At 41.0% G+C, this 25,610-nt stretch carries 26 protein-coding genes; 2 read left to right on the top strand and 24 right to left on the bottom strand.

The genetic code is table 11. The features are described 5' to 3' along the window. Positions 1–17: 17 nt before the first annotated feature. Both ODU37_RS04785 and ODU37_RS04780 read right to left on the bottom strand, forming a co-directional pair. Entirely contained in the window at positions 18–500 is a 483-nt protein-coding gene (locus ODU37_RS04785; protein WP_002942738.1) for an HD domain-containing protein, read from the bottom strand. Between the two features lie 46 nt (positions 501–546). Continuing rightward, entirely contained in the window at positions 547–1,287 is a 741-nt protein-coding gene (locus tag ODU37_RS04780) for an RNA methyltransferase (protein WP_105105493.1), read from the bottom strand. A 130-nt stretch (positions 1,288–1,417) separates the two neighbouring features. On the opposite strand from ODU37_RS04780, the gene ODU37_RS04775 reads away from it, so the two are divergent. Both ODU37_RS04775 and yidC read left to right on the top strand, forming a co-directional pair. Beyond that, positions 1,418–1,699 (top strand): acylphosphatase, encoded by a 282-nt coding sequence (locus tag ODU37_RS04775; protein WP_105105494.1) that lies wholly within the window; start codon positions 1,418–1,420, stop codon positions 1,697–1,699. Positions 1,700–1,765: 66 nt separating this feature from the next. Then, entirely contained in the window at positions 1,766–2,680 is a 915-nt protein-coding gene (gene yidC, locus ODU37_RS04770; RefSeq protein WP_044759448.1) for a membrane protein insertase YidC, read from the top strand. 259 nt (positions 2,681–2,939) lie between these two features. On the opposite strand, the gene greA is transcribed toward yidC, so the two are convergent. From greA to ODU37_RS04660, 22 genes are all read right to left on the bottom strand, one after another. Further along, a complete protein-coding gene (gene greA, locus ODU37_RS04765) occupies positions 2,940–3,422 on the bottom strand; it encodes a transcription elongation factor GreA (RefSeq protein WP_002938298.1) in 483 nt (160 codons plus the stop codon). Between the two features lie 73 nt (positions 3,423–3,495). Further along, entirely contained in the window at positions 3,496–5,313 is a 1,818-nt protein-coding gene (mltG, locus tag ODU37_RS04760; RefSeq protein WP_024382405.1) for an endolytic transglycosylase MltG, read from the bottom strand. 71 nt (positions 5,314–5,384) lie between these two features. Beyond that, positions 5,385–5,870: a GNAT family N-acetyltransferase gene (locus ODU37_RS04755; RefSeq protein ID WP_002938320.1), complete on the bottom strand. Its 486-nt coding sequence runs from the start codon at positions 5,868–5,870 to the stop codon at positions 5,385–5,387. Positions 5,871–5,925: 55 nt separating this feature from the next. Next, positions 5,926–7,257 (bottom strand): UDP-N-acetylmuramate--L-alanine ligase, encoded by a 1,332-nt coding sequence (gene murC, locus ODU37_RS04750; RefSeq protein ID WP_024385912.1) that lies wholly within the window; start codon positions 7,255–7,257, stop codon positions 5,926–5,928. A gap of 1 nt (position 7,258) precedes the next feature. Then, the gene (locus ODU37_RS04745) at positions 7,259–7,921 is read right to left on the bottom strand and encodes a hypothetical protein (RefSeq protein WP_024384561.1); all 663 of its coding nucleotides are present in this window, start codon (positions 7,919–7,921) and stop codon (positions 7,259–7,261) included. Positions 7,922–7,999: 78 nt separating this feature from the next. Beyond that, positions 8,000–11,092 carry a DEAD/DEAH box helicase gene (locus ODU37_RS04740; RefSeq protein WP_249562479.1) on the bottom strand — a complete coding sequence of 1,031 codons (3,093 nt, stop codon included), beginning with the start codon at positions 11,090–11,092 and terminating at the stop codon, positions 8,000–8,002. Positions 11,093–11,230: 138 nt separating this feature from the next. Beyond that, complete coding sequence (locus ODU37_RS04735) at positions 11,231–11,539, bottom strand: hypothetical protein (RefSeq protein WP_023371299.1); 309 nt, start codon at positions 11,537–11,539, stop codon at positions 11,231–11,233. A gap of 1 nt (position 11,540) precedes the next feature. Further along, on the bottom strand, positions 11,541–11,879 hold the full coding sequence (locus tag ODU37_RS04730; RefSeq protein WP_249562480.1) for an MFS transporter: 339 nt from the start codon (positions 11,877–11,879) through the stop codon (positions 11,541–11,543). A 67-nt stretch (positions 11,880–11,946) separates the two neighbouring features. Next, positions 11,947–13,257, bottom strand: a complete 1,311-nt coding sequence (gene der / locus ODU37_RS04725) for a ribosome biogenesis GTPase Der (RefSeq protein ID WP_249562481.1) — start codon at positions 13,255–13,257, stop codon at positions 11,947–11,949. Positions 13,258–13,275: 18 nt separating this feature from the next. Next, complete coding sequence (locus tag ODU37_RS04720; RefSeq protein WP_024399628.1) at positions 13,276–13,989, bottom strand: NADPH-dependent oxidoreductase; 714 nt, start codon at positions 13,987–13,989, stop codon at positions 13,276–13,278. Continuing rightward, a complete protein-coding gene (gene dnaI / locus ODU37_RS04715) occupies positions 13,986–14,885 on the bottom strand; it encodes a primosomal protein DnaI (RefSeq protein WP_249562482.1) in 900 nt (299 codons plus the stop codon). The genes ODU37_RS04720 and dnaI overlap by 4 nt, the downstream gene beginning before the upstream one ends. Beyond that, entirely contained in the window at positions 14,885–16,036 is a 1,152-nt protein-coding gene (locus ODU37_RS04710) for a replication initiation/membrane attachment protein (RefSeq protein ID WP_249562483.1), read from the bottom strand. Before ODU37_RS04710 ends, dnaI begins: the two co-directional genes overlap by 1 nt. Next, complete coding sequence (nrdR, locus tag ODU37_RS04705; RefSeq protein WP_002938341.1) at positions 16,023–16,514, bottom strand: transcriptional regulator NrdR; 492 nt, start codon at positions 16,512–16,514, stop codon at positions 16,023–16,025. The genes ODU37_RS04710 and nrdR overlap by 14 nt, the downstream gene beginning before the upstream one ends. 71 nt (positions 16,515–16,585) lie before the next feature. Beyond that, positions 16,586–17,716: an AI-2E family transporter gene (locus ODU37_RS04700; RefSeq protein ID WP_105153484.1), complete on the bottom strand. Its 1,131-nt coding sequence runs from the start codon at positions 17,714–17,716 to the stop codon at positions 16,586–16,588. Positions 17,717–17,944: 228 nt separating this feature from the next. Next, positions 17,945–18,469 carry a hypothetical protein gene (locus tag ODU37_RS04695; RefSeq protein WP_024415270.1) on the bottom strand — a complete coding sequence of 175 codons (525 nt, stop codon included), beginning with the start codon at positions 18,467–18,469 and terminating at the stop codon, positions 17,945–17,947. 641 nt (positions 18,470–19,110) lie between these two features. Next, on the bottom strand, positions 19,111–19,800 hold the full coding sequence (locus ODU37_RS04690; protein WP_002942700.1) for a DNA-binding response regulator: 690 nt from the start codon (positions 19,798–19,800) through the stop codon (positions 19,111–19,113). Positions 19,801–19,881: 81 nt separating this feature from the next. Then, positions 19,882–21,309 carry an NADP-dependent phosphogluconate dehydrogenase gene (gene gndA, locus ODU37_RS04685; protein ID WP_002942698.1) on the bottom strand — a complete coding sequence of 476 codons (1,428 nt, stop codon included), beginning with the start codon at positions 21,307–21,309 and terminating at the stop codon, positions 19,882–19,884. A gap of 96 nt (positions 21,310–21,405) precedes the next feature. Next, complete coding sequence (locus ODU37_RS04680; RefSeq protein WP_136670182.1) at positions 21,406–21,945, bottom strand: DUF177 domain-containing protein; 540 nt, start codon at positions 21,943–21,945, stop codon at positions 21,406–21,408. 9 nt (positions 21,946–21,954) lie between these two features. After that, positions 21,955–22,872 carry a thioredoxin-disulfide reductase gene (gene trxB / locus ODU37_RS04675; protein WP_002942687.1) on the bottom strand — a complete coding sequence of 306 codons (918 nt, stop codon included), beginning with the start codon at positions 22,870–22,872 and terminating at the stop codon, positions 21,955–21,957. Between the two features lie 13 nt (positions 22,873–22,885). Beyond that, entirely contained in the window at positions 22,886–23,110 is a 225-nt protein-coding gene (locus ODU37_RS04670) for a DUF4059 family protein (protein WP_014638521.1), read from the bottom strand. Between the two features lie 17 nt (positions 23,111–23,127). Then, entirely contained in the window at positions 23,128–24,471 is a 1,344-nt protein-coding gene (locus ODU37_RS04665; RefSeq protein ID WP_002936685.1) for a DEAD/DEAH box helicase, read from the bottom strand. A gap of 79 nt (positions 24,472–24,550) precedes the next feature. Continuing rightward, the gene (locus ODU37_RS04660; protein WP_012027651.1) at positions 24,551–25,384 is read right to left on the bottom strand and encodes a hypothetical protein; all 834 of its coding nucleotides are present in this window, start codon (positions 25,382–25,384) and stop codon (positions 24,551–24,553) included. Positions 25,385–25,610: the final 226 nt, after the last annotated feature.

Below are 25,610 nucleotides of genomic sequence, written 5' to 3'. Positions count from 1 at the left end.
TTCTCCTTTAAATCATTTTATTGAAACCGAAAGACCTTACGATTTTTCCACTTGTGTTGTAAGGGCAGACTCCACTCTCTCACAGCCCAATACTTATCCACACATGTCACAATCCAGGATTCCTTGTAGCGAGGAGGAGCGATTGTCGCACCAAACATATGCTTCACAATGATGTCTTCTTCTAGTTTATTGAGTTGAATGAGTTTCTGAGCATTGCGTTTAGCAATTCGTGGATGAACCCAAGCATGGCTCTTGTTGAATTTGGTATCTCTCCAATCATAGAAGAATAAATCATGCAATAGACCACCACGAGCTGTTGACTTGGCATCCCAACCAAATTTTTTCGCAATCTTATAGCTTGTATAAGAGACATTGATGGAATGTTCCAAGCGCGTGGAGTAATAATGATGAGGAATTTTCCCCAATTTTTGCACCTTAGGTGTGGCAATCAAGTGCCCCACGTAATGCATGTATTCTTTATCTTGTTTATATGCAACCATTCGTTAACCTCGTTGGAATATTATACCACACTATAGTACACTTGGCTTAAATAAAGCTAAACAATAGAATACCCGCCGCAATGGCTACATTGAGGCTTTCCGCCTGCCCTGGCATGGTAATATGGACAAGTTGATCCGCCTCATCGGCTACAAAAGTTGAAATTCCTTGACCTTCATTTCCCATAACCAAGGCAAAACTCGGATTTGGCGTAACTTCCTTATAGTCAACCGACTGACTAGAGAGGGTTGTTGCCAAGATTTGTATATGATTACTTTTTAAAGCAGAAAAAATAGCAGTCATCGGCATCCGATAAACTGGCAAGTGGAAATGACTCCCTTGCATGGAACGCAGAACCTTCATATTGTAAATATCTGCCGACTTATCCGATAGAAATACTCCATCAAAACCAGCTGCATCAGCTGTACGAATCATGGTACCAACATTTCCAGGATCTTGTACATCTTCCAGAACCAAAAATTTTCCTGTTAAGACATCGGGTAAGGTCTGATTTGGTAAGGACAGTTGAGCTACTACCCCTTGCGGTGTCCGTGAGTCTGCTAAATCCTGCATAATATCTGAACTAACAACTGTTACATTGGATAAACCAGCAACCCGATGAACATGTTCTTCTGATACCAAGATATGTTCAATAGGTACTTTGGCTGCCAAAGCCTCCTCCAACAAATGCCAACCTTCAATCAAATAAGAAGAAGTACGGTATTTTTTCTGTTGTAATTTTTTAACCTGCTTGACCAAATGATTGGCCTTTGAGCGAATGATCTCCATGAATGCCCCTTTTTCTTTTACTGCTCAGCCACTTCAATTTTCCAACGGCTAAATCAATTATCTTGATTTTTGAACAGTCTTACCCAACCATGATATAATAAAGTAAATGTCTTGTCAAAAGGAGAAACTTATGCGAAAGGTAAAAATGATTGCATCTGGTCGTGTGCAAGGAGTCGGCTTTCGTTGGTCTGTTCAATACCTTGCTATGGAAATTGGTGATATAACTGGTAGGGTCTGGAATAACGAAGATGGTACTGTAACCATCCTCGCCCAATCAGAAAATGCTGAGAAGCTCAGCCATTTTATTCATGAAATACGAAAAGGGCCCTCTCGTATGGCCAAAGTCACCTATCTCGATGTCACCCTAGCCAACTTCGAAGACTATAAGGATTTTCAGGTGGCTTATAGATAAAACTTGTATATTTTGAACAAAAAAAGTAAAATAGAATGTATCTTGTAAAAAAAGGAATGTATCATTTTGAAAAAGAATAAACGAATTTTATTAACAAGTCTAGCCCTGTCTACGCTAGTATTTCTATCAGGATGTGTGCAGACAAAGAACGGTGTTCCTACTGGTGAAGGTTGGGTCTACAACTTCCTTGTTGCCCCAATGGGAAACCTGATTAAATTCTTCGCAGAAAACCAAGGACTCGGTTTCGGTGTTGCTATCATTATCGTGACATTGATTGTTCGTCTCTTCATCATGCCACTAGGTATTTACCAATCTTGGAAATCAACCTATCAGTCTGAGAAAATGAATTACCTCAAACCAATTTTAGGTCCAATCCAAGAACGCATGAAAAATGCAAGTTCCCAAGAAGAGCAATTGGCTGCCCAACAGGAATACTTTGCTGCTCAAAAACAATATGGTGTCAGCGTGTTTGGTGGAATGGGCTGCCTTCCTATCTTGATTCAAATGCCATTCTTTACGGCACTCTTCTATGCAGCTCGTTACACGGAAGGAATCTCAGAAGCAACCTTCCTTAGCATTGATCTCGGTTCTGCAAGTCTCATTCTAACAGCTATTGCTGGTATCCTCTACTACGCTCAATCACTTCTGATGCAAGTCGGTATGGACGAAGAACAGAAGAAACAAATGAGAGCTGTGGCAATCATGAACCCATTGATGATTGTTATGTTCTCTTGGTCTTCACCTGCTGGTGTTACCCTCTACTGGGTAGTCGGTGGATTTATCGGTCTTGTTCAACAAGCTCTTACAAACTTCATCTTGAAACCACGTATCCGTGCTAAGGTTGAAGAAGAATTTAAAAATAATCCTCCAAAACCATATAAATCAACTATCAAGGATGTAACTCCTAAAGCATCCGCTATCATCGAAGAAAAAACGTCTAAGAAATCAAACCGTAACGCCGGTAAACAACGTTCTAGATAAAAAATCGCAACCATCTGTTTCAGATGGTTGTTTTCTTATATAGTTTTTTGAACTTGCTCCAACTATCTGGGAAATAGTTGGAGGTTGGAAATAGGGAGTGGGAAAGAGCTCAACCATTCATAGAAGAGTTCGTCAACAATTTTTCGTTTTAAGTTGTTGAGCTGAATCGAACTCTGTTCGCCTCAGTACTCGTCGAAGAAATCAAAGATATACTAAACGACTATACAAAAAGAGAGAATCTTTCGACTCTCTCCACACCTTATTTCGTTTTTTCAACCTTCAAGATTTTTACATCATAGCTACCAGCAGGTGTTTCAATTGTTGCAACATCTCCTGTTTTTTTACCAATCAAAGCATGACCAATTGGGCTTTCATTTGAAATCTTGTTTGCAAAGGCATCTGCACCTGCAGCACCAACGATATGATAGACTTCTTCTTCGGTCTCACCAACTTCTTGAACAGTCACAGTCTTACCAATTGCCACTTCATCCGCCGCAACTGCATCACTGTTTACGATTTCAGCATAGCGAATTTTTGTTTCGATGGTTGAGATTTGACCTTCAACAAATGCCTGTTCATCTTTAGCTGCTTCGTACTCAGAGTTCTCTGAAAGGTCTCCGTAAGAACGAGCAATTTTAATACGTTCAACAATTTCTGGTCGACGAACTAGCTTTAGTTCCTCTAGTTCTTTTTCTAATTTTTCCTTTTCTTCCAAGGTCATTGGATATGTTTTTTCTGCCATTTGTCTTTCCTTTTCTTTTATTTTTCATGAAAACAAAATTATGTGGAAAACCACATAATTTTGTTTTAAGAATTTACTCATTATTAAGATGTGCATTTACATACTTAGCAACGTTTTGGTTATGTTCATCAATATTATTTGTAAAGTAAACATTTCCAGTTGTAACATCTGCTACAAAGTAAAGATAGTCTGTTGTGTTGGCATTAATCACTGCCTCGATAGCCGAAAGGCTTGGACTATCCACTGGTCCAGGCATCAATCCTGGTGTCCAATAAATGTTGTATGGTGACTCAATTGATGTATCAATCGCTGCATCTTCTGCTAGAGTTGTTTCTTGACCAAGTTTACCCTGAGCATACAAGATTGCAATATTAGATTGTAGAGGCATTGCTGCATTCAAGCGGTTAAAGAAGACACTTGCAATGTTTCGACGATCTTCATCAGTAGAACCTTCTTTTTCAACCAAAGATGCCAAGGTAAGAACTTCATTTACAGTCAAATTCTTAGCAGTAATCGTTTCATAATATGGTTGTAAACGATTATCCATCGCGGCAATCATTTGCTCAACGAGCTCTTCGATAGTTGTTTCATCGCTGTATTCATAAACCGCTGGGAAGAGGTAACCTTCCAACTGATAAATAACTCCACTATCAGCAGCTGGTAAGCTGGCAAACAGTTTTGGATAAGTAGCAACCATTCGATTAATAAAATCTTGGTTGGTCACAGTAGCCATAAACTGTTCTGCAGTAAATGGTGTTTTATCGTTCTTATCTTTTGTATTAGTATTGTCTGTAATAGCCTGAGCAATTTGTGTTAATGTATACCCTTCAACAATCAAAACCTTCCCTGCAGCTTCTTTTTGAGCTGTCGGAGTTCCGCTTTCTTGAAGTGCTTTGGCGATGTCATCCACAGACATATTTTGTTTTAAATTATAAAAACCACTTTGGAAATTATTATAACTCTTAATTTTAGAGTAGTAATTAAAAATAGTAGCATTCTTAATCAACTTGTTGTCAACTAAAATTTTACCAATTTCTAAAGTTGAAGTTCCTTCTGGAATCTCTACCTGAATAGTTTCTGTAGCTTTTGCATTGACTGGTTCCAGACTAGATTTTACCCACATATAACCAGTAACGCCTGTCACTAGGACTGCCACTACAACAATCGACATGATAACAGAGACAATGTGTTTAGCGGCATTATCTTGTTTTTTACGACGTTGCTTGCTTGTTCTGTGGGTTGTTCTTCTTCTGGGTTGTGTTTCCTGCATCTGCTTGTCTACTTCTGGAACAATAGCCGTTGTCTTTGGAGCAATAATAGTTTCCTCTAGTGAGATGATTTCTGTATCACCAGTCACAGCTGACACGTCTTCCGTTGGGAATTCCAAAAATGTATCTTCTAAAGGAGAATTTCCCGGAAGGACAGACTCTACTGGCTCAGAAACTGACGAGCTTGATGGTACTTCATCAAATCCTGCCGTATTAGCAGCCACAAGATTCCTTAATTTCTCCAAGTTTCGTTCAACAGTATCTTGTGGAACTGGACTTGAAACAACTTCTTTTTCAATCACAAAAGTCTCTGGAGTAGCCAAAGTTTCTGATGTTGGCTCTTCAATACTTTCCGTCATCACTTCTGATTCTTGCTGTTCTTCTGACAAGTATGAATCAGGGAAAGCAATACCTTCTACTTTTACAATTTCAGTCTCTCTATGGGGGGCTTTTTCTTCGGCAAGACTAGGCTGGAGCTCGTTGATAACTTCATTACGCTTATCAACAAGAACATCCGCTGACTGTTCCGCCAAACGTTTCACCTTCAATTCTTCCAAATCTCGTAAAATTTGATCGCGGAAGCCTGAAGACTGCGTGTTTTTTTCATTCGTATCCTTTGTCACGCTGTTACTCCTTTCACACAGTTACTATACATTATATCTTAAAGGCTTATGAATTGCAAGAACTTCCCTTTCTACAAGGCTTTCCAGTACATATCACTCCACCTTTGTCCTCCAAATTGCGACAAGGAGGGGCCAAAATCTTCAAACTGGTTCATTTCATAGTAGCTAATCAAATACCCCTTACAGGTCAGGGAAACTCCTTCAAATCCTCCCGCTAAAGCCACTTCTTTTATGGCTGCCAACAAAAGAGTTCCCACTCCCTGTCCCTTATAGGAATCCGCTACGGATAGACTGGCAATAGCTAGGTGACTGCCTGTCGGCATGTCACTCTCTGTCAAGTAAAAAATATCGTCTGTAACAGTCTGCGAAACAGAGGGACAAGATAATAAATATCCTGCTATTTCCCCATCGTGTTCCATTATTAAACAGGTTTTACTCAAAGTATTCAGATAAGTAGCAAGAACAGACTCAGCTATCCGTTCCTCTTTAGAAAAATTGGCATTTTCAATCAAAACAACTTGTTCTAAATCCGAAGGAGTAGCAAAACGAATTTCCATAATTTTCTCCCTTATATAGCGGAAAAACAGGGGCCATAGGCCTCCGTCTTTCTTTTTATTGGACGTTATTTGTAAGATTTGACAAGAGTCTTTCGAAGGAATATTCATAGGACTGAATATCACCAGCTCCCATAAATACATATACTGCATTGTCATGGTCTAAAAGTGGTGAAGTGTTTTCAACTGTAACAAGTCCACCTTTTTTGTTGATTTTAGCCGCCAAATCTTCTACCTTAACCTGACCATTGTCTGTTTCACGCGCTGATCCATAAATTTGAGCAAGGTAAACTGCATCTGCTCCATTCAAAGCATCTGCAAACTCATCGAGAAGCGCAATGGTACGAGTGAATGTATGTGGTTGGAAAATGGCTACCAACTCCTTGCTAGGATACTTCTGACGTGCCGCATCAATGGTTGCAATGATTTCCGTTGGATGGTGAGCAAAGTCATCAATGATAACAGTATCATTGACAATTTTCTCCGTAAAGCGACGTTTGACACCTCCAAATGTCTTCAAGTGTTCTGCAACCAGTTGCAAATCAAATCCAGCAATATAGAGATTGGCAATAACAGCTGTTGCATTCATCACATTATGCTTACCAAAGGTTGGAATTTGGAATTCTCCCAACTCTTCTTCACCATGGCGAACTTTGAATTGTGAACCACTTGTAGAAGGCTTCAAGTCATAGGCAACAAAATCGTTGTTTTCCTCAAAACCATAGTAATAAATTGGAGCATTTGCCGTGATACGACGAAGTTGCTCATCTTCACCAAAAACGAAGAGAGCTTTTTTTACTTGCTTCGCATAATCATTGAAAGCATTGAAGACATCCTCTAGACTGGTGAAATAATCTGGATGGTCAAAATCAATATTGGTAATGATGCTGTATTCAGGATGGTATGGGGCAAAGTGACGCTCGTATTCATCGGATTCGAACACAAAATACTGAGCATTTGCCGAACCGCGACCAGTACCATCACCAATCAAGAAGGAAGTATCTGTGATATTGCGCATAACATGTGCCAATAATCCCGTTGTAGAGGTCTTACCATGGGCACCAGCAACACCGAGGCTCGTAAAACCTTTCATAAATTCACCTAGAAATTCATGGTAACGTTTGTAGGTATAGCCCTGGGCATCAGCATAAGCGATTTCCACATTGTTATCTGGACGAAAAGCATTACCAGCAATCAATTCAACATCTGCTGTAATATTTTTCTCATCAAACGGTAAAATCTGAATCCCAGCTTGTTCAAGCCCACGTTGTGTAAAGTAGTATTTCTCTACATCACTACCTTGAACCTTATGCCCCATTTGATGCAACATAAGAGCAAGTGCGCTCATACCTGATCCCTTAATTCCGATAAAATGATAGGTTTTTGTCATGTTATTCCTCTTCTATATGTGTCAAATTCAATTCTTGTGCCACTTGGCGATCTCGTTGTTGTCTGCGCTCAGGATAATTGTAAACCTGACTCTTTCTTAAAAAGTCATACGAATTTTTCTTTATAACCTGCTCCTGTTCTCTATCTTCTTTCTTCAAAGAATAGACAGCTGGCATATCAGCGAGAATATAGTCTGTCTGACGTAAGTTGTCCGCCAAACGTGTCAACCGACCTGCCTTAGATTCAGTTGTTGAAACGACAGGAGGTTTCACCACAACTTTAGCTGGTGCTGGTTTTTCATCTCTTAAGTAGGTTGCTGATCGTTTTTTCTTCAAGTCTTCTCTAGCCTGTTCACGAGCCAATTGCCCCTGTGTTTTCACTGGAGAAGGCTTCGTTTTAGTCAGTTGCTGAAGGCGTTCCTTGCGAGAATAATGGCTTGGCTTAGCTTCAAACAGAGGAGGCAGGAGCTCATCTTCCGTTTGTGCTACTGGTTTTGTCGACGCAACTCGCTGTGAATCGGTAGACCAGCTAAATTCCTTTTCTTGATAAGGTCCCCTGATATTGCTAATCAGGTCGCTCTCATCATATAAACTCATAATTGGATTTTCTCCAACTAGTACCTCATCATCTGCGACTAGTGGAAATCTTTTTTCATGTCTAATCATAAGTCATCCTTTCGAACCCTTATTATACCATACTTAGGCCTTATTTCCTAATTCTACGCTGAGTCAACTGATTCCGTATCACTCAATCCCTAAAATTTCGCGAATGTCCTCAACCGTCAAATTCGCTCGGCTTTCATTGCCATCAAGGACTGTTTTGACAAGGTTCTTTTTATTTTCTTGCAATTCTTGAATCTTCTCTTCGATTGTCCCTCTAGTAATCAGGCGATAGCATTCAACCTTTTCAGTCTGCCCCATGCGATGAGCTCGACTGATAGCCTGAGCTTCCACGGCAGGATTCCACCAAAGGTCGACTAGGATGACTGTGTCTGCACCTGTCAAATTCAAGCCAACGCCACCTGCTTTCAAGGAAATGAGAAAGGCATCTCGACTTCCTGCATTGAAGGCCTGTGTCATTTCTTGGCGTTGGTTAGCAGGTGTTGAACCAGTCAAAGTATAGGATGTCATCCCAATTTCTACCAGCTGTTCTTCTATTTTTTCCAGCATATTTCTGAATTGGGAGAATATCAAGACCCTGTGTTCACCTTCTTTTAACTGCAAGAGTAATTCTTTCAAACTATTAAGTTTGCCACTCTCACCACTAAACTCTTCCATGAAAAGGCTGGGGGTATCGCAGATTTGACGTAAGCGAGTAATTCCTGATAGGATTTCTATCTTGCTACGATTGATTTGAGCATCATCTGCGCCAGCTATTTGAGTCCGCATTTGTTGAAGCTGGGCTAGGTAGATGGCTTTTTGTTCATCTGTCAGTTCATTAAGTACATTGACCTCTATCAAATCAGGCAATTCCTGAAGAACGTCTTCCTTATGACGTCTGAGAACGAAGGGTTGAATAGTCCGCGCAATGTCTTTGGCTGCTAATTTACCAAAGTCTTGTTTGCCTGGCAATAAACCTGGTAAGACAATTTGGAAAATGGACCAGAGTTCCGTCAAATGGTTTTCAATCGGAGTACCTGAGAGGGCAAAGCAATTCCCAACCTCAAACTCACGCAGTAGCTGTGCAATCTTAGATTGGGCATTCTTCATGACCTGCGCCTCATCTAAAATGAGGTAGTCAAAGCGTTCCTGTCTATAGAGTGCAACATCCTGTCTGAAGGATGGATAGGAGGTAACTAAGACTTGGTGCCCATTGGCAATGATCTCTTCACGCTGTTCCTTATTTCCATGAACAACTGCTACATCTAAACTTGGAGCAAACCGCTTGCACTCATCTAACCAGTTATAAATCAAGCTAGACGGTGCCAATATTAAAACTTTAGAATCTTTTGTCATCCGACTGGACAGAAAGGCGATAGTTTGCAAGGTCTTTCCAAGCCCCATGTCGTCAGCTAAAATTCCACCAAAACCATACGTATCCAGCATAGTCAACCACTTAAGCCCTGTCTGCTGATAATCCCTAAGCGACGTTGTTACTTCCACAGCAGGAAGCGGGAACAAATCTGGCTGAGCTAGATAGCTTGCCATTTCCTCAAATTCCTTGGAAAAACTGACTTGGTTGAATTGTGACAAGGATTGAGCCAATTGGTAACCGGCAAGAGCATGGACTTGTACCTGCCCCTCCTTACCATGACGGGCCCGCAGATAGATTAGGGTTTGACTGATTTTCTTGGTTTCCTCATCAAAAACAAATACCTTACCGCTCGGGCTAGTATAGTGATCCTCTTGATTCAACAAGGCTGTAATCGCCTGATCGATTTCAGATTGTTCAATACCTGATAAGTCAAACGAAATATCCAAAAGTGAGCCGTTACGCACAATTTCTAATTGAGGTTTGGCTTCAATATATAAATCCTGTAGCCTTTCTGCTAGATGAACCTGCCCCATTTTTTGTAATATAGGCAATTGTTGTTGGAAAAATGGATAGAGCTCCTGCTGACTAAGAGCCGCTCTCTGGGCATGATATGTCCCCCTAAAGCCAGCTAAACGAATAGCCTGATAGACCCTCTCCAAATGTTGGAAATGGCTGGCAAATGGCAGGAGAGCCAAATCCTCTTCACTCCTTACCTTACGTCCATCAAAATCCAAAACCAATTGGAGTGATAAACTTTCATTTGCCTCCATCTGAATATGAAATTCTGGCTTGAAATCATGAATGACGAAGCGTTTAGGTGCCTTAACAGTCCCAATTGTCTGCAAATCCAGCAAGCTTAAAGCCAGACGATTTTGGTCAGGGAAATCCACCTGCACTTTTCTCAATCCTGATTCGGTTGGAACAAGTTCGGAAATTTGGTAAATCAGATGTTCTTGATGGCGATTGACACTATAAACCGTGCCATTTACTAAGAGATAGCGCCCATGAAAAAGAGGTCGGACTGTTTTTTCGTGAATAACCATTTCAATCATCTGCGTGTGAACGGTCACCTCAAAATGATAGAGCCCTTCCTCACCTGTCAACGGAAGAACCATCAAGGAGGAATAGAACTGCTGTTGATAGGAAAAGTTAAAATGTTCTAGCTGATTTAACAGCTCCAACCCCTCCTCAAAATAGGCTTGTGGCAGACGAAAATGTCGTCCAAAATGAGTAAGAATATCCGAATCTATACCAACTTTCTCTGGTACCAAGGCCCAGAGAAAATCCAGGAGAGCCTGACTTGGTTCATCAAAATTTTCATAAGTAACTTGCTCATAATAATTTTTACCTATCTGATAGTGACCGTTGGCTTTCACAATGCGCAAAAAAGCTCCGATGTCCCGCACAATGTACGAACGTGTATCTGGCAAGCGGGTAATTTTCAAGGTCCAATCTATCTGACGATCATAAGGCAATAAGCTCCCTTCAACTGATAACTGATACTTAAGCCCCAGTTCAGGTTCTGGCCGCAAAATTTCATCTAAAAAGAGACCGCCAAAATAAGTCCGACGGACGGTTTCCTTATGTTGTTCACCATCTTCTTTCAAAGACTGCTTCATATCCTTGCCTGAGGCATCATTTTTTAAAAAATACTCCGTGGCAGCCAGGTGTTGACAGTAGCCCTTCCTTTGAAATAACTGGCAACTACACTGTAAATCGCTATCTGCATCGCCGTAAGTAAAGCGCTCACCAGCAATATCCAGCACCATCTTTCCATTCTCACTATGAAGAACAGTCAGTTTTCCAGCCTCGTACAAATCAATTCCTTCTTGGCGAATCCGCCCTGGCATCATGCGACCCATTCTAACTCCTTTATCCTTCAACCAATCATCAGCTCTTCTGTAAAATATATCTAAAATATTATCTTTTCATTATAGCATATTTTCAATTTGAATTGTTTAAATAGGTATCAAAAAACACCAGCTGGTAAACTGGTGTCTCTAATGAATAGCTAAATAATAAATCGTTGCTTGCCACATTTTCAAGATTGTTTTTCCGCTTTTCCAAAGCCAAAATAGGGCAAATAGCAGGAAAACAACTGCCACTACTACGTTAATCAAGCCTTTTCCAACCAAGAAAAACTTGAAAAAGAAGACAGTCACACAAGTAAGCAATGCTAGGAGTAAAACATGAATCAGAACTCCCAACCAACCTAGCCAATAGCGAATTCCAAAGGGAGGGTAATTCTTTTCATCGAAGTCTGCTAGACCAGTCAAAAACTCAACTAGCAACTCACCAAAAAATTCCATACTAGACTTCCTTTCTTACCTGTCGATAATATTTGGTTCGTCGAATCATCATCTTGATAGCCTTAAAGGAAAGTAAGGTTAGCATACTAGCCACGAATAGACAAAAAAGGAATATCACAACCAATGGCTGTTTATACTGATTATAGACCATAGTTGAACCACCAGTAAAGGCGATAAAATAGGATGCCAAAGTCACAAAATTGAGCCAGATACAAGCCCCAACCCCCAGCCAATATCGAAGACCGAAAGGTTTGTACTGACTGTCTTCATAAAATACAAGAAAAAATGATGAAAAAGAAAGCAATATCAAAAAAGAACGCCAAATCGGAACCGCTACCATACCAACACCTCCAAGTCCATTCTAGCATATTTACGAATGATTACAAAGAAAAAAGAGGTCACCCTCTTTACTTCCGTTTCCGTGCAATCAGATGAATCGGTGTCCCTTCAAATACAAAGGCCTTACGGATTTGATTTTCCAAGAAACGCATATAGGAGAAGTGCATGAGCTCTTCTTCGTTGACAAAGACCACAAAGGTCGGTGGTTTGGTCGCAACCTGAGTCGCATAGAAAATCTTGAGACGTTTACCCTTGTCAGTCGGCGTCGGGTTAATGGCAATGGCATCCATGATAACATCGTTGAGGACAGCCGACGGGATACGGGTATTCTGGCTTTCGCTAATGGCCTTGATCATCTCAGGCAACTTGTGCAAGCGTTGCTTGGTCAAGGCTGACACAAAGATAATCGGTGCGTAAGACAAGTATTGGAACTGGTCACGAATATCGTCTTCCCACTGCTTCATGGTATGGTTGTCTTTTTCAAGCGTATCCCACTTGTTGACCACGATAATCATTCCCTTACCAGCTTCATGGGCAAAGCCTGCGATGCGTTTGTCATACTCACGAATGCCTTCTTCTGCATTGATAACCATCAATATGACATCCGAGCGTTCAATGGCACGCATGGCACGCATAACAGAGTATTTCTCGGTATTTTCATAGACCTTACCAGACTTGCGCATCCCTGCAGTATCAATCATGGTAAATTCTTGACCTTCTGGGTCTGTAAAGTGCGTATCAATCGCATCACGAGTCGTTCCCGCAACAGGCGACGCAATCACGCGCTCTTCACCCAAAATAGCGTTAATCAAACTTGATTTACCAACGTTTGGACGACCAATCAAGCTGAACTTGATAATATCTGGATTTTCTTCTGCTTTCTGAGCTGGTAGGTTTTCAATGATAGCGTCCAAGACATCCCCTGTTCCGATACCGTGTACAGAAGATACTGGATAAGGATCTCCAAGACCGAGTGAATAGAAATCGTAAATGTCATTCCGCATTTCAGGGTTATCGACTTTATTGACAACCAAAATAACTGGTTTGTTTGTCTTATAAAGGATACGCGATACATACTCGTCAGCATCCGTCACACCTTCCTTGCCTGATACGACAAAGACGATAACGTCCGCTTCATCCATGGCAATCTCAGCCTGATGCTTGATTTGCTCCATGAAAGGTGCATCCACATCATCAATACCGCCTGTATCAATCAAGGAAAACTTACGGTTGAGCCACTCACCAGTAGCATAAATACGGTCGCGGGTCACACCTTCCACGTCTTCTACGATAGAAATACGTTCCCCCGCAATACGGTTAAATAGTGTTGATTTACCAACGTTGGGACGGCCAACGATGGCGATAGTTGGTAGAGCCATAGCTCCTCCTCTTCTAGTTTACAATAATTTATTCTTTTCTAAGATAGACTTTGTTTCTGGTTGTTCAGCCTGACCAAACTGGGCAACCATACGCTCGGACCAGGTTTCTGTCTGACGGGCACCTGCATAGGCTGTCTGAACTTGGTCGTAGGCTTGGATTACTTCCACGCCTTGCTCCACATATTCTTCCTGAAAGACAATGGTTTCACTTGCCAAACGTGGTTTGACAGGATGGTTTTGGGCTGGTCGACCCAAGGCAATACAGAAAATGGGATAGGTATAATCTGGCAAGTTGAACAGCTCTGCTATTGCCAAGGCCTTATGGCGAATCATACCGATAAAGACGCCACCGTAACCTAAGCTTTCCGCTGCCAAGAGGGCGTTTTGCCCTGCTAGGCTCGCATCAACAGAAGAAATCAGGAGATTCTCTGTTCCTTTGGCATCAAAGTCTGAACCATGGAGTTGAGCCGCCTTGCTGGCACGATTATGGTCGCCCACAAAAACCAGAATAGCCTGAGCCTGTAAAATAGCTGGCTGGGGCACCAAATCATAGAGTGCTTGTTTTTTCTCCTCCAACTGCACCACAATGATGGAATAAGACTGGAAATTCTTCCAGCTAGACGCAGCTCGCCCAGCTGATATAATGGCTTGCAAATGTTCCGCCTCAATAGGCTCCTCCGTAAAACGGCGGACGGAAGTATGGTTCAACATCAAGTCTATGGTTTCATTCATCGGCGGTTATTTCCTTTCAAATGCAAATCGCGAGCCAGATAACGAATCCGCTCCATAACCCGTTTGGCCTGCCAGGTCTCATCACCAGACTTGCCAGAGGCGAAATGACGCTCCAAATCATCAAAGGAGAAATTGGAGGTAAAGAAGGTCGGCAGATTTTCCTGCATGCGGTATTGAAGGATGACCTGCAGGACATCGTCACGTACCCAAGGACTATGTTGCTCCGCTCCGATGTCATCTAGCACCAAGACCTGAGCCATCTTGATTTCATCAATTCGCTCCTTGACAGAACCATCTTTGATGGCATTTTTTATATCTACCACAAAGGTTGGATAATGGAGCATAGTGGTTGATTGAAGATGGGTCTTGGACAAAAGGTTGGCTAAATAAGCCATCAAATAACTTTTTCCAATACCGAAATTGCCATAGATGTAGAGGCCTTTTGGTTTTTCCTCAAATCGTTTGACAAAATCTGCAATAGCCAGCATGACTTCTACACGATTTTCATCGCTCCTATCAATATCCGCCACGGTTACATTCTTCAAACTCGCAGGCATATTGATGAGCTGGATACGGTTCTTGATAGCTTCCAAACGACGGTATTCGACCAATTCTTCTGTCTCAAGATAGGAAACATCCGCATAGCCCTCATTCATAACCAAAACAGGTTGATACCCCTTGGCAATATAGGATTCATCCTGCTTGACAAAGAGGTCACGCTGACTGATATATTCCAAAAACTTAGAAATGGAGAGGGTGATTTCCTGCTGGGTCAAACCTTCTTTTTTGATAAAAGCAGCGACTTCAGGATCACTCACTATCTCCTGATAGAGTTGCTGATAAGATTTTGGACTTGGATTGGTTGTTTGCGACAACCTGTCTTGAACTGATTTCATCAGCTACCTCCTTTGTTTTCCATTTCTTCTAATTCACGATAAAGAGCCGCCAGCTTGGCTTGACCTTCTTGCGTTTGTCCTTGCTGAACCTCTTCCTTACTCCACTCAGGCACATTGCTTTTCTGTGGCTGGCTCGACTTGGTAACAACTTGACCTGTCTTCAACTCTCTTAGGTAAAGAACTGCTGCCTCTGCACTGCCAATTCCCTTGTAGGAAAAATCATTGCCCAGCTTCATAGCGTATTTTTCATTTAGATTGGCTGAGTCCACCTTGTTAAAGGTATAGAGGACCAAGACATTGATAACTTCGTCAAGCAGACCCAAATTGGCCAAATCCGTCAAGCATTTTCGTTCTGTTCCTGTCACCGCTGCCTTCCGTTGCTCCTTGATAAAGGACAGGAAAGCTAAACTCGACTTTGCTTTTGCTTCACGAACAATGGCTTGTTCTTGGGCAGTGAGGTTGGCGCTTTCTGTTGGCAATGACTGACGTGACTGCTGTAAGCGTTTGGTCGAGATGGTCTGTCCAATAGCTGTTGCTTTAGCCTGACGATAGGTCTCCAACCAAGTCCACCCTGCCTGCTCTGCTATGTAACTAAGCGCAATAATATCCTCAGCTTCATCCTGAAAAAGAAGCTTATCTTTAGCCATTAATGCCTTGAAGGCAGACCAGTCAAAATCATGTTTCGGTTCAAAAACAACTGGAGCCTGCCCATCCATGGTAAAGACCTGAGAAAATGTTTTTGAGATATTCTGTTCCTGATTGGGTAGGTGAACAAGTAGCTTCTCCATGCTTGACTCCCCAATCTTCCTTGCCAACAAGTTCTTATACAAGGGTTTCGCTAGAAAACTTTTTACGGTCAGAGGGGCTTGTAGCGCCAAACCTGTTAATTCTTCTGCACGATAGAGTTCTAGGAGCCCCATGGCAGTCAGAATATCCAGAGCCTTCTCCAAACGATTCATCCCAAAATCCATGTGATTGAGAATGACAGTCCATTTGTAACGGCCTTGCCCTTGATCGGCAAAACTATAAAAGTAATAATAAAGCGCTAATGCATCAAAACCGATAATCGGCTGGTAGCATTGGCTAAGACTGACAATATCAGGTGTAAACGGGCTGATTTTTATATAGGCAAATAAATCATTTGGTTTCATCTTTTTTTCCCGGTTTTACCTTACTTCCTTTGGAAATCATCTGCTTAAGCAAATTTTCTAGCTCTCCAACATCTTTGAAAGAACGATAAACCGATGCAAAACGCACATAGGTGATTTCATCCAATTCGACCAATTCTTCCATTACCAAATTCCCAATGACATCGGATTCTATTTCACTATCACCTTGTGCTCGAACCTTCTGTTCAATCCGATTCACCACTTCATCAATATCATCGGTTGACACAGGGCGCTTTTGAGCAGAGCGAATAATCCCATTGAAAATCTTTTCACGTGAAAACTGCTCTCTAGTTCCGTCTTTTTTCACAACGACTAGAGTTTTCTCTTCAATCCGTTCATAGGTGGTAAAACGTTGACCACATTGGTCGCAGGAACGACGACGACGGATGGTATTGCCATCTTCAGCCTGACGACTATCAATGACACTTGATTTCAAACTCTGACATTTTGGACAACGCATACTCTTTCTCCTACATAAACTTTATCACTTCAGTATAGCATAAAAATGACAAAAATAAAAGAAAGCGAGAATTACTCACTTTCTACCAATAATTCATCTTGCTTCTTCAATCGACTGGCAACCCATTCACGAACCAGGCGGTAGACAACCGCAAAAATTGGGGTAAAGAAGACCATACCAAGTAGGCCAAACAAATTACCACCAATCAAGGCTGCAGCCAGGGTAAATAGGGTCGGAAGACCAACTGATTGACCAACCACGCGCGGATAGATAACATTTCCTTCTATCAGCTGAATAATCTGGAAAAGGGCGATAGACCAGAGTGCCAAGAGCGGATTTTGTACCGCCACAAAGAGAGCACTAATCAGACACGCTGAAAATGGACCGATATAAGGTACAAATGATAGGACCCCAGCCAAAATACCAGCCATGCTGGCATAAGGAATTCCTGAGAGCGAATAACTAACAAAGACAAGTGTCCCAATGATACACGCCTCAACAATCTGACTCATCAAGAATCGGTCATAGGTATCAACAATAACTTCTCCAATATAGTTCACTACTCTGACAGCCTTCTCTGGCAAGGTAGCCTCCAAGAACTTTCTCGTCATCGCCTGCAAGTGTTCCTTGCTCCCTAAAATCGCTAGAGTGAAGAAGAAAGCCATTATCAACGTCATAGTGTTCGAAAAAATCCCCGTCACATTGGACACCAAGCCAGATAAAATCGGTGTGACCAAACTTGAAATAAGTGTTAAATTCTTCAACTGATCCAAAAAGCTGGCAATCTGATCTCCGATTTGTCCCGACAAAAGACCATTTGATTCAAGAAAATTAGTTAGGGCATTTACCGATTTTGGAATGGCTGTGCTGCTAACCGAAACCAGTTCTGAAACAGTCGTCACCAATGTAGGAAGAACAATCACCACCAGTCCTGTCACAATTAAAGCAAATCCAATTAATACTCCAACAATTGCCAAAGAACGCTTGGATTTCTTCAAAAAAGAAATCTTTTCAAACTGATCTTCTAATTTTTTCATGGGAACATTGAGAATAAAGGCAAAAATAGCTCCAATAAAAAGCGAGTTCATACTGCCTAATAATTGTTGAATAGCCCCATAAATACTAGACCAGTTGAAAACAGCTAGAAGCACTGCACCTGCCAAGAAAATCAATAGGACTTTTTCTTTAAACGACGTATTCATAATATCTCCAAATTTTAAATGATTAGTTTTCAGTTTAACACAGGAAGATAAAAAAAGAAAGTGTTTCCTTATTGATAGATTGAAGACAAATCCATTTGTATATTTGCGTTCAATATTAGATATAAAAAAGATTGAAGAAAATTATCCAATACAGACGATTTCTTCAATCTGCCAAAGCTGTTTTTTTACAGTCTTATTTAAAATCCCTAAGTAATATTGTTGAGAAAATTACCATTTGCCACGACAGTTATACGCAGCAATAGCTAATTCTGCAGCTGTAGCCAAAACATTTGCTTTACTTGTACTTTTTCCAAGTAATTTAAGTATGGTCATAGCCGCTCGATTCCATGCCTCACTTTGTAAATCTTTAGCCAAAGCGTCTAATAAACGACCATTGGCAATATCTATAAATATTCCAAAATAATCAGAAACAACACACTTAGCAAAATCGTAAGGAGTTCTCATAAGACTAGCAATATACCCCTGATAAAGCTTACGAGCATTCTGATCTCCTGATTTAGCTTTTTCAAGAAGCAAATTAGGATTAGTAATTTGATAAACACCATTACCATCAATGTAACCTACTTCTTTAAAATAAAATTCTAACTCAGCTTCCAAAATAGCTACATCTCCCGAACTTAAATCTGAATATACAGACATTTCATTATTTTGTTCAGCTAAAACAACAATTGAACTAAACGGTGCAATAGCAACTATACATAACATCAAAAGGATAATAAATTTATTTTTCATGTCTACTTCTCCAAATAAGAAATATTATAAGTATAGGGGATAATATATAGAGACCAACATAAAACAGCCTTAATACAAAAGAATACTGTGGTACTTTTTTTATATAATAATCTAAAATAAAGGCAAAAGAAATTAGACAAAGCAAAAAATAAATAGTCAAAAGAATATTAGGAAATTTATAAAAACTACTTTCAAATAAAGCTAAGTAGAGAACAAAAAATATTCCTCCCAATATAAACGAAACAGAGTCAAAACTAATAATTTTATGATTTTTCATTGGCTTAATTCCCTTTCCACAAATACAATATACGCTCAAATTTTAAAAAGGTCAACAAAAAGTAACCATCAACCAAGTTCATCGGAAGCTGACATTGATGTCTTCTACCTTCTTAATGTCATACATACCAGCTAATCGCTGACATGTGAGAAGTTACCAACGTACGTTTGGAACGGAGATATAAAGGGTATCTTGAAGATATTTGATAGACGGTGTCGCAAGCGGCTCTTAGTGACTATTTTTTCTTCTCCTCGGTACACATGATCTACTCGCAGCTTTTCTTTAGTTTAGGAAGAAAAGCTACCCCCTCACTTTATCACTATCCAAAAGAAATTCTTGAAAACAAGCCAATACCTACTCTAAATCAATCGCGCATGGCATATCCGACACCACGAACCGTTTTTATATATGAATCTTGATGTGGCAAATCCAGTTTACCACGTAGATAGCGAATATATACATCAACAACATTGGTCTCAGAAGCCGCTTCATATTTCCAAACACGCTCAAGAAGTTGTTCTCGACTAACAGGTTCTGGACTATTCATTAAGGTCGCCAACAGATCATACTCTCGGCGGGTCAAATTAATCAATTCATCACCTCGAGTCACTGTTCGATTTTGAAAATCAACCTTCAAATCGCGATAGGCCGCATGCATGTGAACCTGTTTACAGTTATTGTCAATAAAATCACGACCACGAAAAATCGCAGAGATTTGCTCCACTAAATCACTGATGACAAAGGGCTTCACTACGTAGGAAACAGCATAAGAGAGGACTTCTTCCCCATATTGACTAACTTCTGTCGGCTCAACTACCACAATCATGACCGTGGCTGGTTTTATCGCTAATAGTTCTGCAGCCAATTCCTTGCTGGACATGTCTGAAAGCTGAAAACTCATCAGAATCAAGTCAAAATCCGTTTCATGTGCCAAGGACATAGCCTCTTTCCCTGTCGATGCATAATCAACAAGATAGTCTTTTTTCTGCAATTCCATGGAAACAAAATGCGAGAGATTGCGTTCTTTACCAGCAATCAAAATTTTCTTAGCCATTGTCCATCCTTTTCTATTCTTTCAAATGGTGTAGGAATCGTATTATGACTAGAAAGAAGGGCGCTTCCACGCCCATCTTTTCTATTTTGATTCGCTATACCAGTCGTAATGGAAGATTCCTTCTTTATCTTTACGGTTATAAGTGTGAGCACCAAAGTAGTCACGTTGTGCTTGAATCAAGTTCGCTGGCAAGTTTTCAGCACGGTAGCTATCGAAGTAGGTAATAGCTGCTGAGAATGTTGGTACAGGAACTCCTGCTTGAACTGCCAAGGCAACAACATCACGAACTGCCTGTTGATACTTAGCTGTTACATCAAGGAAGTACTCATCCAAGAGCAAGTTTGCCAAGTCTTCATCACGTCCGTAGGCATCTGTGATTTTTTGCAAGAAGCGAGCGCGGATGATACAACCTGCACGCCAGATTTTTGCGATTTCACCAAATGGCAAGTTCCAGTTGTTTTCTTTTGATGCTACGCGCAACTGTGCAAAACCTTGTGCATAAGACATGATTTTTGAGAAGTACAATGCTTGACGGATTTTTTCTACCAATTCAGCCTTGTCGCCTTCGTATGCAAACGGAGCTGGTTTTGGAAGGACCTTGCTTGCTGCCACACGCTCATCTTTGTAAGTTGAGATATAACGAGCAAATACAGATTCTGTAATCAATGACAACGGCACACCCAAGTCAAGTGATGATTGGCTTGTCCATTTACCAGTGCCCTTGTTACCAGCCGCATCCAAAATGTAATCAACGATTGGTCCATCTTGACCTTGATCGTCTTTACGTTTCAAAATATCTGCTGTGATTTCAATCAAGTAGCTATCCAATTCGCCTTTGTTCCACTCAGTGAAAATATCAGCCATTTCATCCACTGACAAACCGAGTAAGTGTTGCATGAGGTCATAAGACTCCGCAATCAATTGCATGTCGCCATACTCGATACCGTTGTGTACCATTTTTACGTAGTGACCAGCTCCATCTGGACCGATATAAGTCACACATGGTGCTCCATCTTCTGGTGCTTTTGCTGAAATTTCTTCCAAGACATCTGCTACCAATTCGTAAGCTTCTTTTTGACCACCAGGCATGATAGATGGACCTTCAAGGGCTCCTTTTTCACCACCAGATACACCTGTACCGATGAAGTTAATACCTGAGTTTGCCAATTCTTTTGAACGACGGATAGTGTCTTCGTAGAAAGTATTACCACCATCGATCAAGATGTCACCTTCATCCAAGTGCGGCAAAAGCGCTTGAATGGTTGCATCTGTACCAGGACCTGCTTGAACCATAAGCATGATGCGACGTGGTTTTTCGATAGATGCCACAAAGCTTTCCACATCGTAACTTGGTACCAAGTTTTTACCTGGGTTACTTGCAACAACATCTTCTGTTTTATCAGCAGAGCGGTTGTAAATAGCTACTGAGTAGCCACGTGATTCAACGTTAAGTGCAAGGTTGCGACCCATAACGGCCATCCCTACAACACCAAAATTTGCTTTAGTCATTTGTTTACTCCTCTAATTTGTATCTCTTTTATTATACACCGAAAGCTTAAAATTGACAAGAATTTTCAGATAATTTAACTATCTTGCCAATCTGAGTTAGTCCTCATCTCCAAATAACCCTTGTAATTGTGCAAAAGGACTATTGGCCTCTTTTTTCTCTTGAGCTTTTTGTTGAAAATCTTCCTCAGTCATTAAAGCCCAAGCTTGACCAGATGGTAGTTCCTGTCCAGCTTCTTCTTCAGGTGTCAAGACTTTGATTGGTATAGCCAGTAAAATATTATCTGCTACACTCTCATCAAGGACAATGTGGTCATCTTCTACTACCAGTACCATATCCTCATCAATCAAATCTTGTTCTTTAAGAACTGCTTCATTGGCAACAAAGAGTTCATTGACGTTTTGGACCTCATGCAAAACAACTGGTTGCAGAGAACGACTGGATGCCAAGGTAATATCATAAGTCATCTGATAGTCCAAGAAAAAGAAACCTGATTCAAAACGGATATTTCCAGTGACTTGGACTGGCGACAAGCCTAGAACTTCACCATTTCGAGCTTGCAATTCTTCCTGTAAATCCAAGATTTTATCAAAGGAGATTCCATCTGGATTTTTCTGAATATCGTAAATATGAAACATTGTATTCCCCTATTCAGCTAGTTCTGTAATGTAGTTATAGACTTCTTGTCCAGCAACTGCACCATTTCCTACTGCCGTTGCAATCTGACGAAGTTGATTTTGACGAATATCACCGATGGCATAGATGCCTGATTGAGTCGTTTCCATCTTTTCATTAGTGATAACCCAACCAGCTTCGTCTGTAATTCCTAGGTCCGCAACTGTATCAGTCATCGGATCCAGACCGACATAGATAAAGACACCACCGAAATCAAGTTCACTGACTTCTTCAGTTTTTACATTTTTGATAACTACGCTTTGTACACGTAAGTCATCGCCCTTGATTTCTTCGACTACACTATCCCAGATGAAGTTGATTTTTTCATTGGCAAAAGCGCGGTCTTGGATGACTTTTTGAGCACGAAGCTGGTCACGGCGGTGAACAATTGTCACAGACTCCGCAAATTGTGTTAAGAAGAGAGCTTCTTCGACCGCAGAATCTCCACCACCGACAACCAAGAGTTTTTGTCCACGGAAGAAGGCACCGTCACAGACTGCACAATATGAGACACCACGGCTATTGTAAGTATCCTCACCTGGAATACCTAACAAACGGTGTTTTGCCCCCATGGCTAGAACAACTGTCTTTGTCTCCAAAACACCATCCTCAGTGATCACTTTCTTAATTTGTCCTTCTTCTTCAATACGGACTAGGGTGCCAAAAATATGGTCCACACCGAATTTTTCCAAGGGTTCAAACATTTTTTCAGCCAAGGCTGGACCTGAAATATGGTCATAGCCTGGATAGTTTTCAATTTCTGCGGTATTGTTCATCTGACCACCATAAATACCACGTTCCAAAAGAGCTACCTTTAAATTGCTACGCCCTGCATAAAGAGCTGCAGTCATCCCCGCAGGACCCGCACCAATTACAACTGTATCGTACATATACTTTTTCCTTCTACGCTTTAAACATTAATAAGATTCCCACTACTCCAAAGGCTACAATGGGAATTGTCATCACATTAATCATCAACAAATCAAACAAGAAATCTTGTCGTTCTTGCAAGGTTTTATCCACACCCTTTGTCGCACGCCAGATAAACCAGACCAGACTAGAAGTGATAATCAACAAGGAAGCTATTAGCAATCCTTGTAAATAAAAACTTAGAATGTTTTGTAACATCATTTTCCTCGATTACTTTAAAAGGTTTGACGCTTGGCTTTACGTTCTGCACGACCCTTTGCACGCGCTTCAACTCGCTTGGTCTTGCGACGTTTTTCATCAACAGCCCATTGAATTTTCTTCTTGTAGCCTGGTTTGACTTTTTTCTTTTTCTTCTTGACCAAGCCAATCATTTCCAAATCTAGTTTTTCACGAGATTTTTCACGGTTAGCACGGCGGTCACGGTCGTAGGTATCGACAAATTCGCCATTTTTCATTTCTTTTGGCAAGAATTTGATATTGAGTTTTTCTAGTTCTCGAATATCTGCATCATCGCTTGGCTGATAAAGGGTAATGGCAATGCCTGATAAACCATTACGACCTGTGCGTCCCACACGGTGAACAAAGAAGGAAAGATCCTGTGGAATGGCATCATTGATGACATGACTGACGCCCTCAATGTCAATCCCACGTGCTGCTAAATCCGTTGCAACAATGTACTGATAGTCCAAGTTCTTCACCTGGTTCATCATCCGCTTGCGCTCACGTGGAGGAATATCCCCATGAATCTTTGCGACACGAAGACCGTTCGCAGTCAAATAGCTATGCAATTCATCTGCACGTGTCTTTGTATTGACAAAAATCATGGCCAAGTAAGGTTGCATGAGCTTGGTTACTTCCAAGATTTGAGCATTACGGTCACGCCCCTTGGTTGAAATCAGCCAGTTTTCAATGGTATCTGAAATGACCGTATGGGTCTTGATTTGTTCCATGACTGGATTGGACAAGTATTTTTTCAAAAACGGTTGGAGTTTCTGCGGAATGGTCGCTGAAAAGACCATAAATTGCAAGTCTTTTGGCAGGCTGCCAGCAATCTTATCAACTGTTTCTAAAAAGCCCATGTCCAAGGTCATATCTGCCTCATCAACCACAAAGGTTTTGGCTTTATGGATAGCAAGGTCACCTGATTTGACCAAATCATAGATACGCCCTGGTGTCCCAACAACAATGTGAGGCTGACTAGCTTGAAGCTTGTCAATTTGACGGTTCTTATCCGTACCGCCAACATAATTGGTCACACGAACTTCGATGTCCGAATGACTTGCCAACTGGCGTGCCGCTTGATAAATCTGAGTAGCTAATTCACGAGATGGGGCTGTAATAACAGCCTGAACTTGGTCCAATTCCTCACTTAATTTTTGGAAAATCGGGATCAAGAAGGTATGGGTCTTACCCGAACCTGTTTTTGATTCCCCTATCAAGTCTCGCCCTGACAAAACAACAGGAATCAATTTCTCCTGAACTTCTGTCGGCTGGACAAAGTTAATTTCTTTCAAAGCCTCCTGAATATAAGGCTTGAGTTTCATATCTGTAAATTTCATAGTTTCCTCTTTAGTTGTATTTCCCTCTATTATAGCACGATTTAGGTGGACAAGCAAAAAGGACGGATACCCGCCCTAATCAACTCTCGCTTGCTTCAGTAAATTCTGCCTCAATAATTCCAAGTTCCTTCTCTTCTTCCAAACTTGCTTTAAAGGCCTCAGTGAGTTCTAATTCGCCATCAAAATCACCATTTATTTTTTTCACAAATGTGTCTGCCAACATCCCTCCCATGGGTTGGAAGGTAAAATAGGTCAAACCTCCTGAAATCAGACCACCCAAAATAGGAACTGCATTGGCAATGGTCTTTTCAACAGTCTTTTTGGTAATTTTCACACCAATCACTGCGGCTACCTTTTTCACCAAGGGATACCAAGTTGTCTTGGTCAAAGCCTGCATAGCTACTTTTTTACCGATATTAGCTCCGACTGTCTTGGATACTTTATTGAGAAGAACTGCTGAACCACCTGCTCCAAACATGACACCAATGTAGGCAATAATGCGGATTTGAACCTCTTCTGAAATTTCCTTCCCTTCACCAACAAATAATTCATCTTCACCAAAAAGATAAGCGATTTGTTGCGACAAATTCAAGGCAAAACCAAAATACTGAGCTATATCAGCAGTACCTGCCGCCACCGCTGTAAATGGATTCCCCGGTAAACCAGCCGCGAAAGAAATCAAAGATGTTTTCGTAGTCATATCATTAATGATTTTTTCAGCTTCCTTACGCAAAGCTTTTGTAGTGAAGACCGCTGTTGGTCCATCCGCAATAATTTTATCTAGATAGGGACTATCTTTAAAACGAGTCTTCAAAAATTCTTCCCGATTGACTTTAACCATAGGAAGTTGACTAGCAGCTGTCATGGTTTGAATAACCACTCCATATAACTGTTCTTGATTGAATTGTTCCATTTTTATCCTCCACCAATTCTCTCTCTATTTTACCCCCCCCGACCATATTTGTCAAGGTAAAAAACAGCATTTCTGCTGTTTTTGATATACAATAAAAATCTTACCTGTGGTACTAGTTCATTTCAAACTACAATAAAAAGCCCAAATAGACTATACTGTAAGTGTCTAAACATACAGGAGGTTAGTCCAAATGAGCTACTTACAGTATACTGCTAAATCTCATCAT

Origin of the sequence: Streptococcus sp. 2021WUSS109 (assembly GCF_044427305.1) — a bacterium.
GTDB classification, from domain to species: domain Bacteria; phylum Bacillota; class Bacilli; order Lactobacillales; family Streptococcaceae; genus Streptococcus; species Streptococcus suis.
This window is presented reverse-complemented; position numbering and strand designations above follow the sequence as displayed.

Excerpts from the sequence above, each read along its gene's own strand:
- ODU37_RS04785 (WP_002942738.1), bottom strand. The coding sequence starts at position 500 with ATGGTTGCATATAAACAAGATAAAGAATACATGCATTACGTGGGGCAC.
- ODU37_RS04780 (WP_105105493.1), bottom strand. The coding sequence starts at position 1,287 with ATGGAGATCATTCGCTCAAAGGCCAATCATTTGGTCAAGCAGGTTAAA.
- ODU37_RS04775 (WP_105105494.1), top strand. The coding sequence starts at position 1,418 with ATGCGAAAGGTAAAAATGATTGCATCTGGTCGTGTGCAAGGAGTCGGC.
- greA (WP_002938298.1), bottom strand. The coding sequence starts at position 3,422 with ATGGCAGAAAAAACATATCCAATGACCTTGGAAGAAAAGGAAAAATTA.
- ODU37_RS04755 (WP_002938320.1), bottom strand. The coding sequence starts at position 5,870 with ATGGAAATTCGTTTTGCTACTCCTTCGGATTTAGAACAAGTTGTTTTG.
- murC (WP_024385912.1), bottom strand. The coding sequence starts at position 7,257 with ATGACAAAAACCTATCATTTTATCGGAATTAAGGGATCAGGTATGAGC.
- ODU37_RS04745 (WP_024384561.1), bottom strand. The coding sequence starts at position 7,921 with ATGATTAGACATGAAAAAAGATTTCCACTAGTCGCAGATGATGAGGTA.
- ODU37_RS04740 (WP_249562479.1), bottom strand. The coding sequence starts at position 11,092 with ATGGGTCGCATGATGCCAGGGCGGATTCGCCAAGAAGGAATTGATTTG.
- ODU37_RS04735 (WP_023371299.1), bottom strand. The coding sequence starts at position 11,539 with ATGGAATTTTTTGGTGAGTTGCTAGTTGAGTTTTTGACTGGTCTAGCA.
- ODU37_RS04730 (WP_249562480.1), bottom strand. The coding sequence starts at position 11,879 with ATGGTAGCGGTTCCGATTTGGCGTTCTTTTTTGATATTGCTTTCTTTT.
- der (WP_249562481.1), bottom strand. The coding sequence starts at position 13,257 with ATGGCTCTACCAACTATCGCCATCGTTGGCCGTCCCAACGTTGGTAAA.
- ODU37_RS04720 (WP_024399628.1), bottom strand. The coding sequence starts at position 13,989 with ATGAATGAAACCATAGACTTGATGTTGAACCATACTTCCGTCCGCCGT.
- dnaI (WP_249562482.1), bottom strand. The coding sequence starts at position 14,885 with ATGAAATCAGTTCAAGACAGGTTGTCGCAAACAACCAATCCAAGTCCA.
- ODU37_RS04710 (WP_249562483.1), bottom strand. The coding sequence starts at position 16,036 with ATGAAACCAAATGATTTATTTGCCTATATAAAAATCAGCCCGTTTACA.
- nrdR (WP_002938341.1), bottom strand. The coding sequence starts at position 16,514 with ATGCGTTGTCCAAAATGTCAGAGTTTGAAATCAAGTGTCATTGATAGT.
- ODU37_RS04700 (WP_105153484.1), bottom strand. The coding sequence starts at position 17,716 with ATGAATACGTCGTTTAAAGAAAAAGTCCTATTGATTTTCTTGGCAGGT.
- ODU37_RS04695 (WP_024415270.1), bottom strand. The coding sequence starts at position 18,469 with ATGAAAAATAAATTTATTATCCTTTTGATGTTATGTATAGTTGCTATT.
- ODU37_RS04690 (WP_002942700.1), bottom strand. The coding sequence starts at position 19,800 with ATGGCTAAGAAAATTTTGATTGCTGGTAAAGAACGCAATCTCTCGCAT.
- gndA (WP_002942698.1), bottom strand. The coding sequence starts at position 21,309 with ATGACTAAAGCAAATTTTGGTGTTGTAGGGATGGCCGTTATGGGTCGC.
- ODU37_RS04680 (WP_136670182.1), bottom strand. The coding sequence starts at position 21,945 with ATGTTTCATATTTACGATATTCAGAAAAATCCAGATGGAATCTCCTTT.
- trxB (WP_002942687.1), bottom strand. The coding sequence starts at position 22,872 with ATGTACGATACAGTTGTAATTGGTGCGGGTCCTGCGGGGATGACTGCA.
- ODU37_RS04670 (WP_014638521.1), bottom strand. The coding sequence starts at position 23,110 with ATGTTACAAAACATTCTAAGTTTTTATTTACAAGGATTGCTAATAGCT.
- ODU37_RS04665 (WP_002936685.1), bottom strand. The coding sequence starts at position 24,471 with ATGAAATTTACAGATATGAAACTCAAGCCTTATATTCAGGAGGCTTTG.
- ODU37_RS04660 (WP_012027651.1), bottom strand. The coding sequence starts at position 25,384 with ATGGAACAATTCAATCAAGAACAGTTATATGGAGTGGTTATTCAAACC.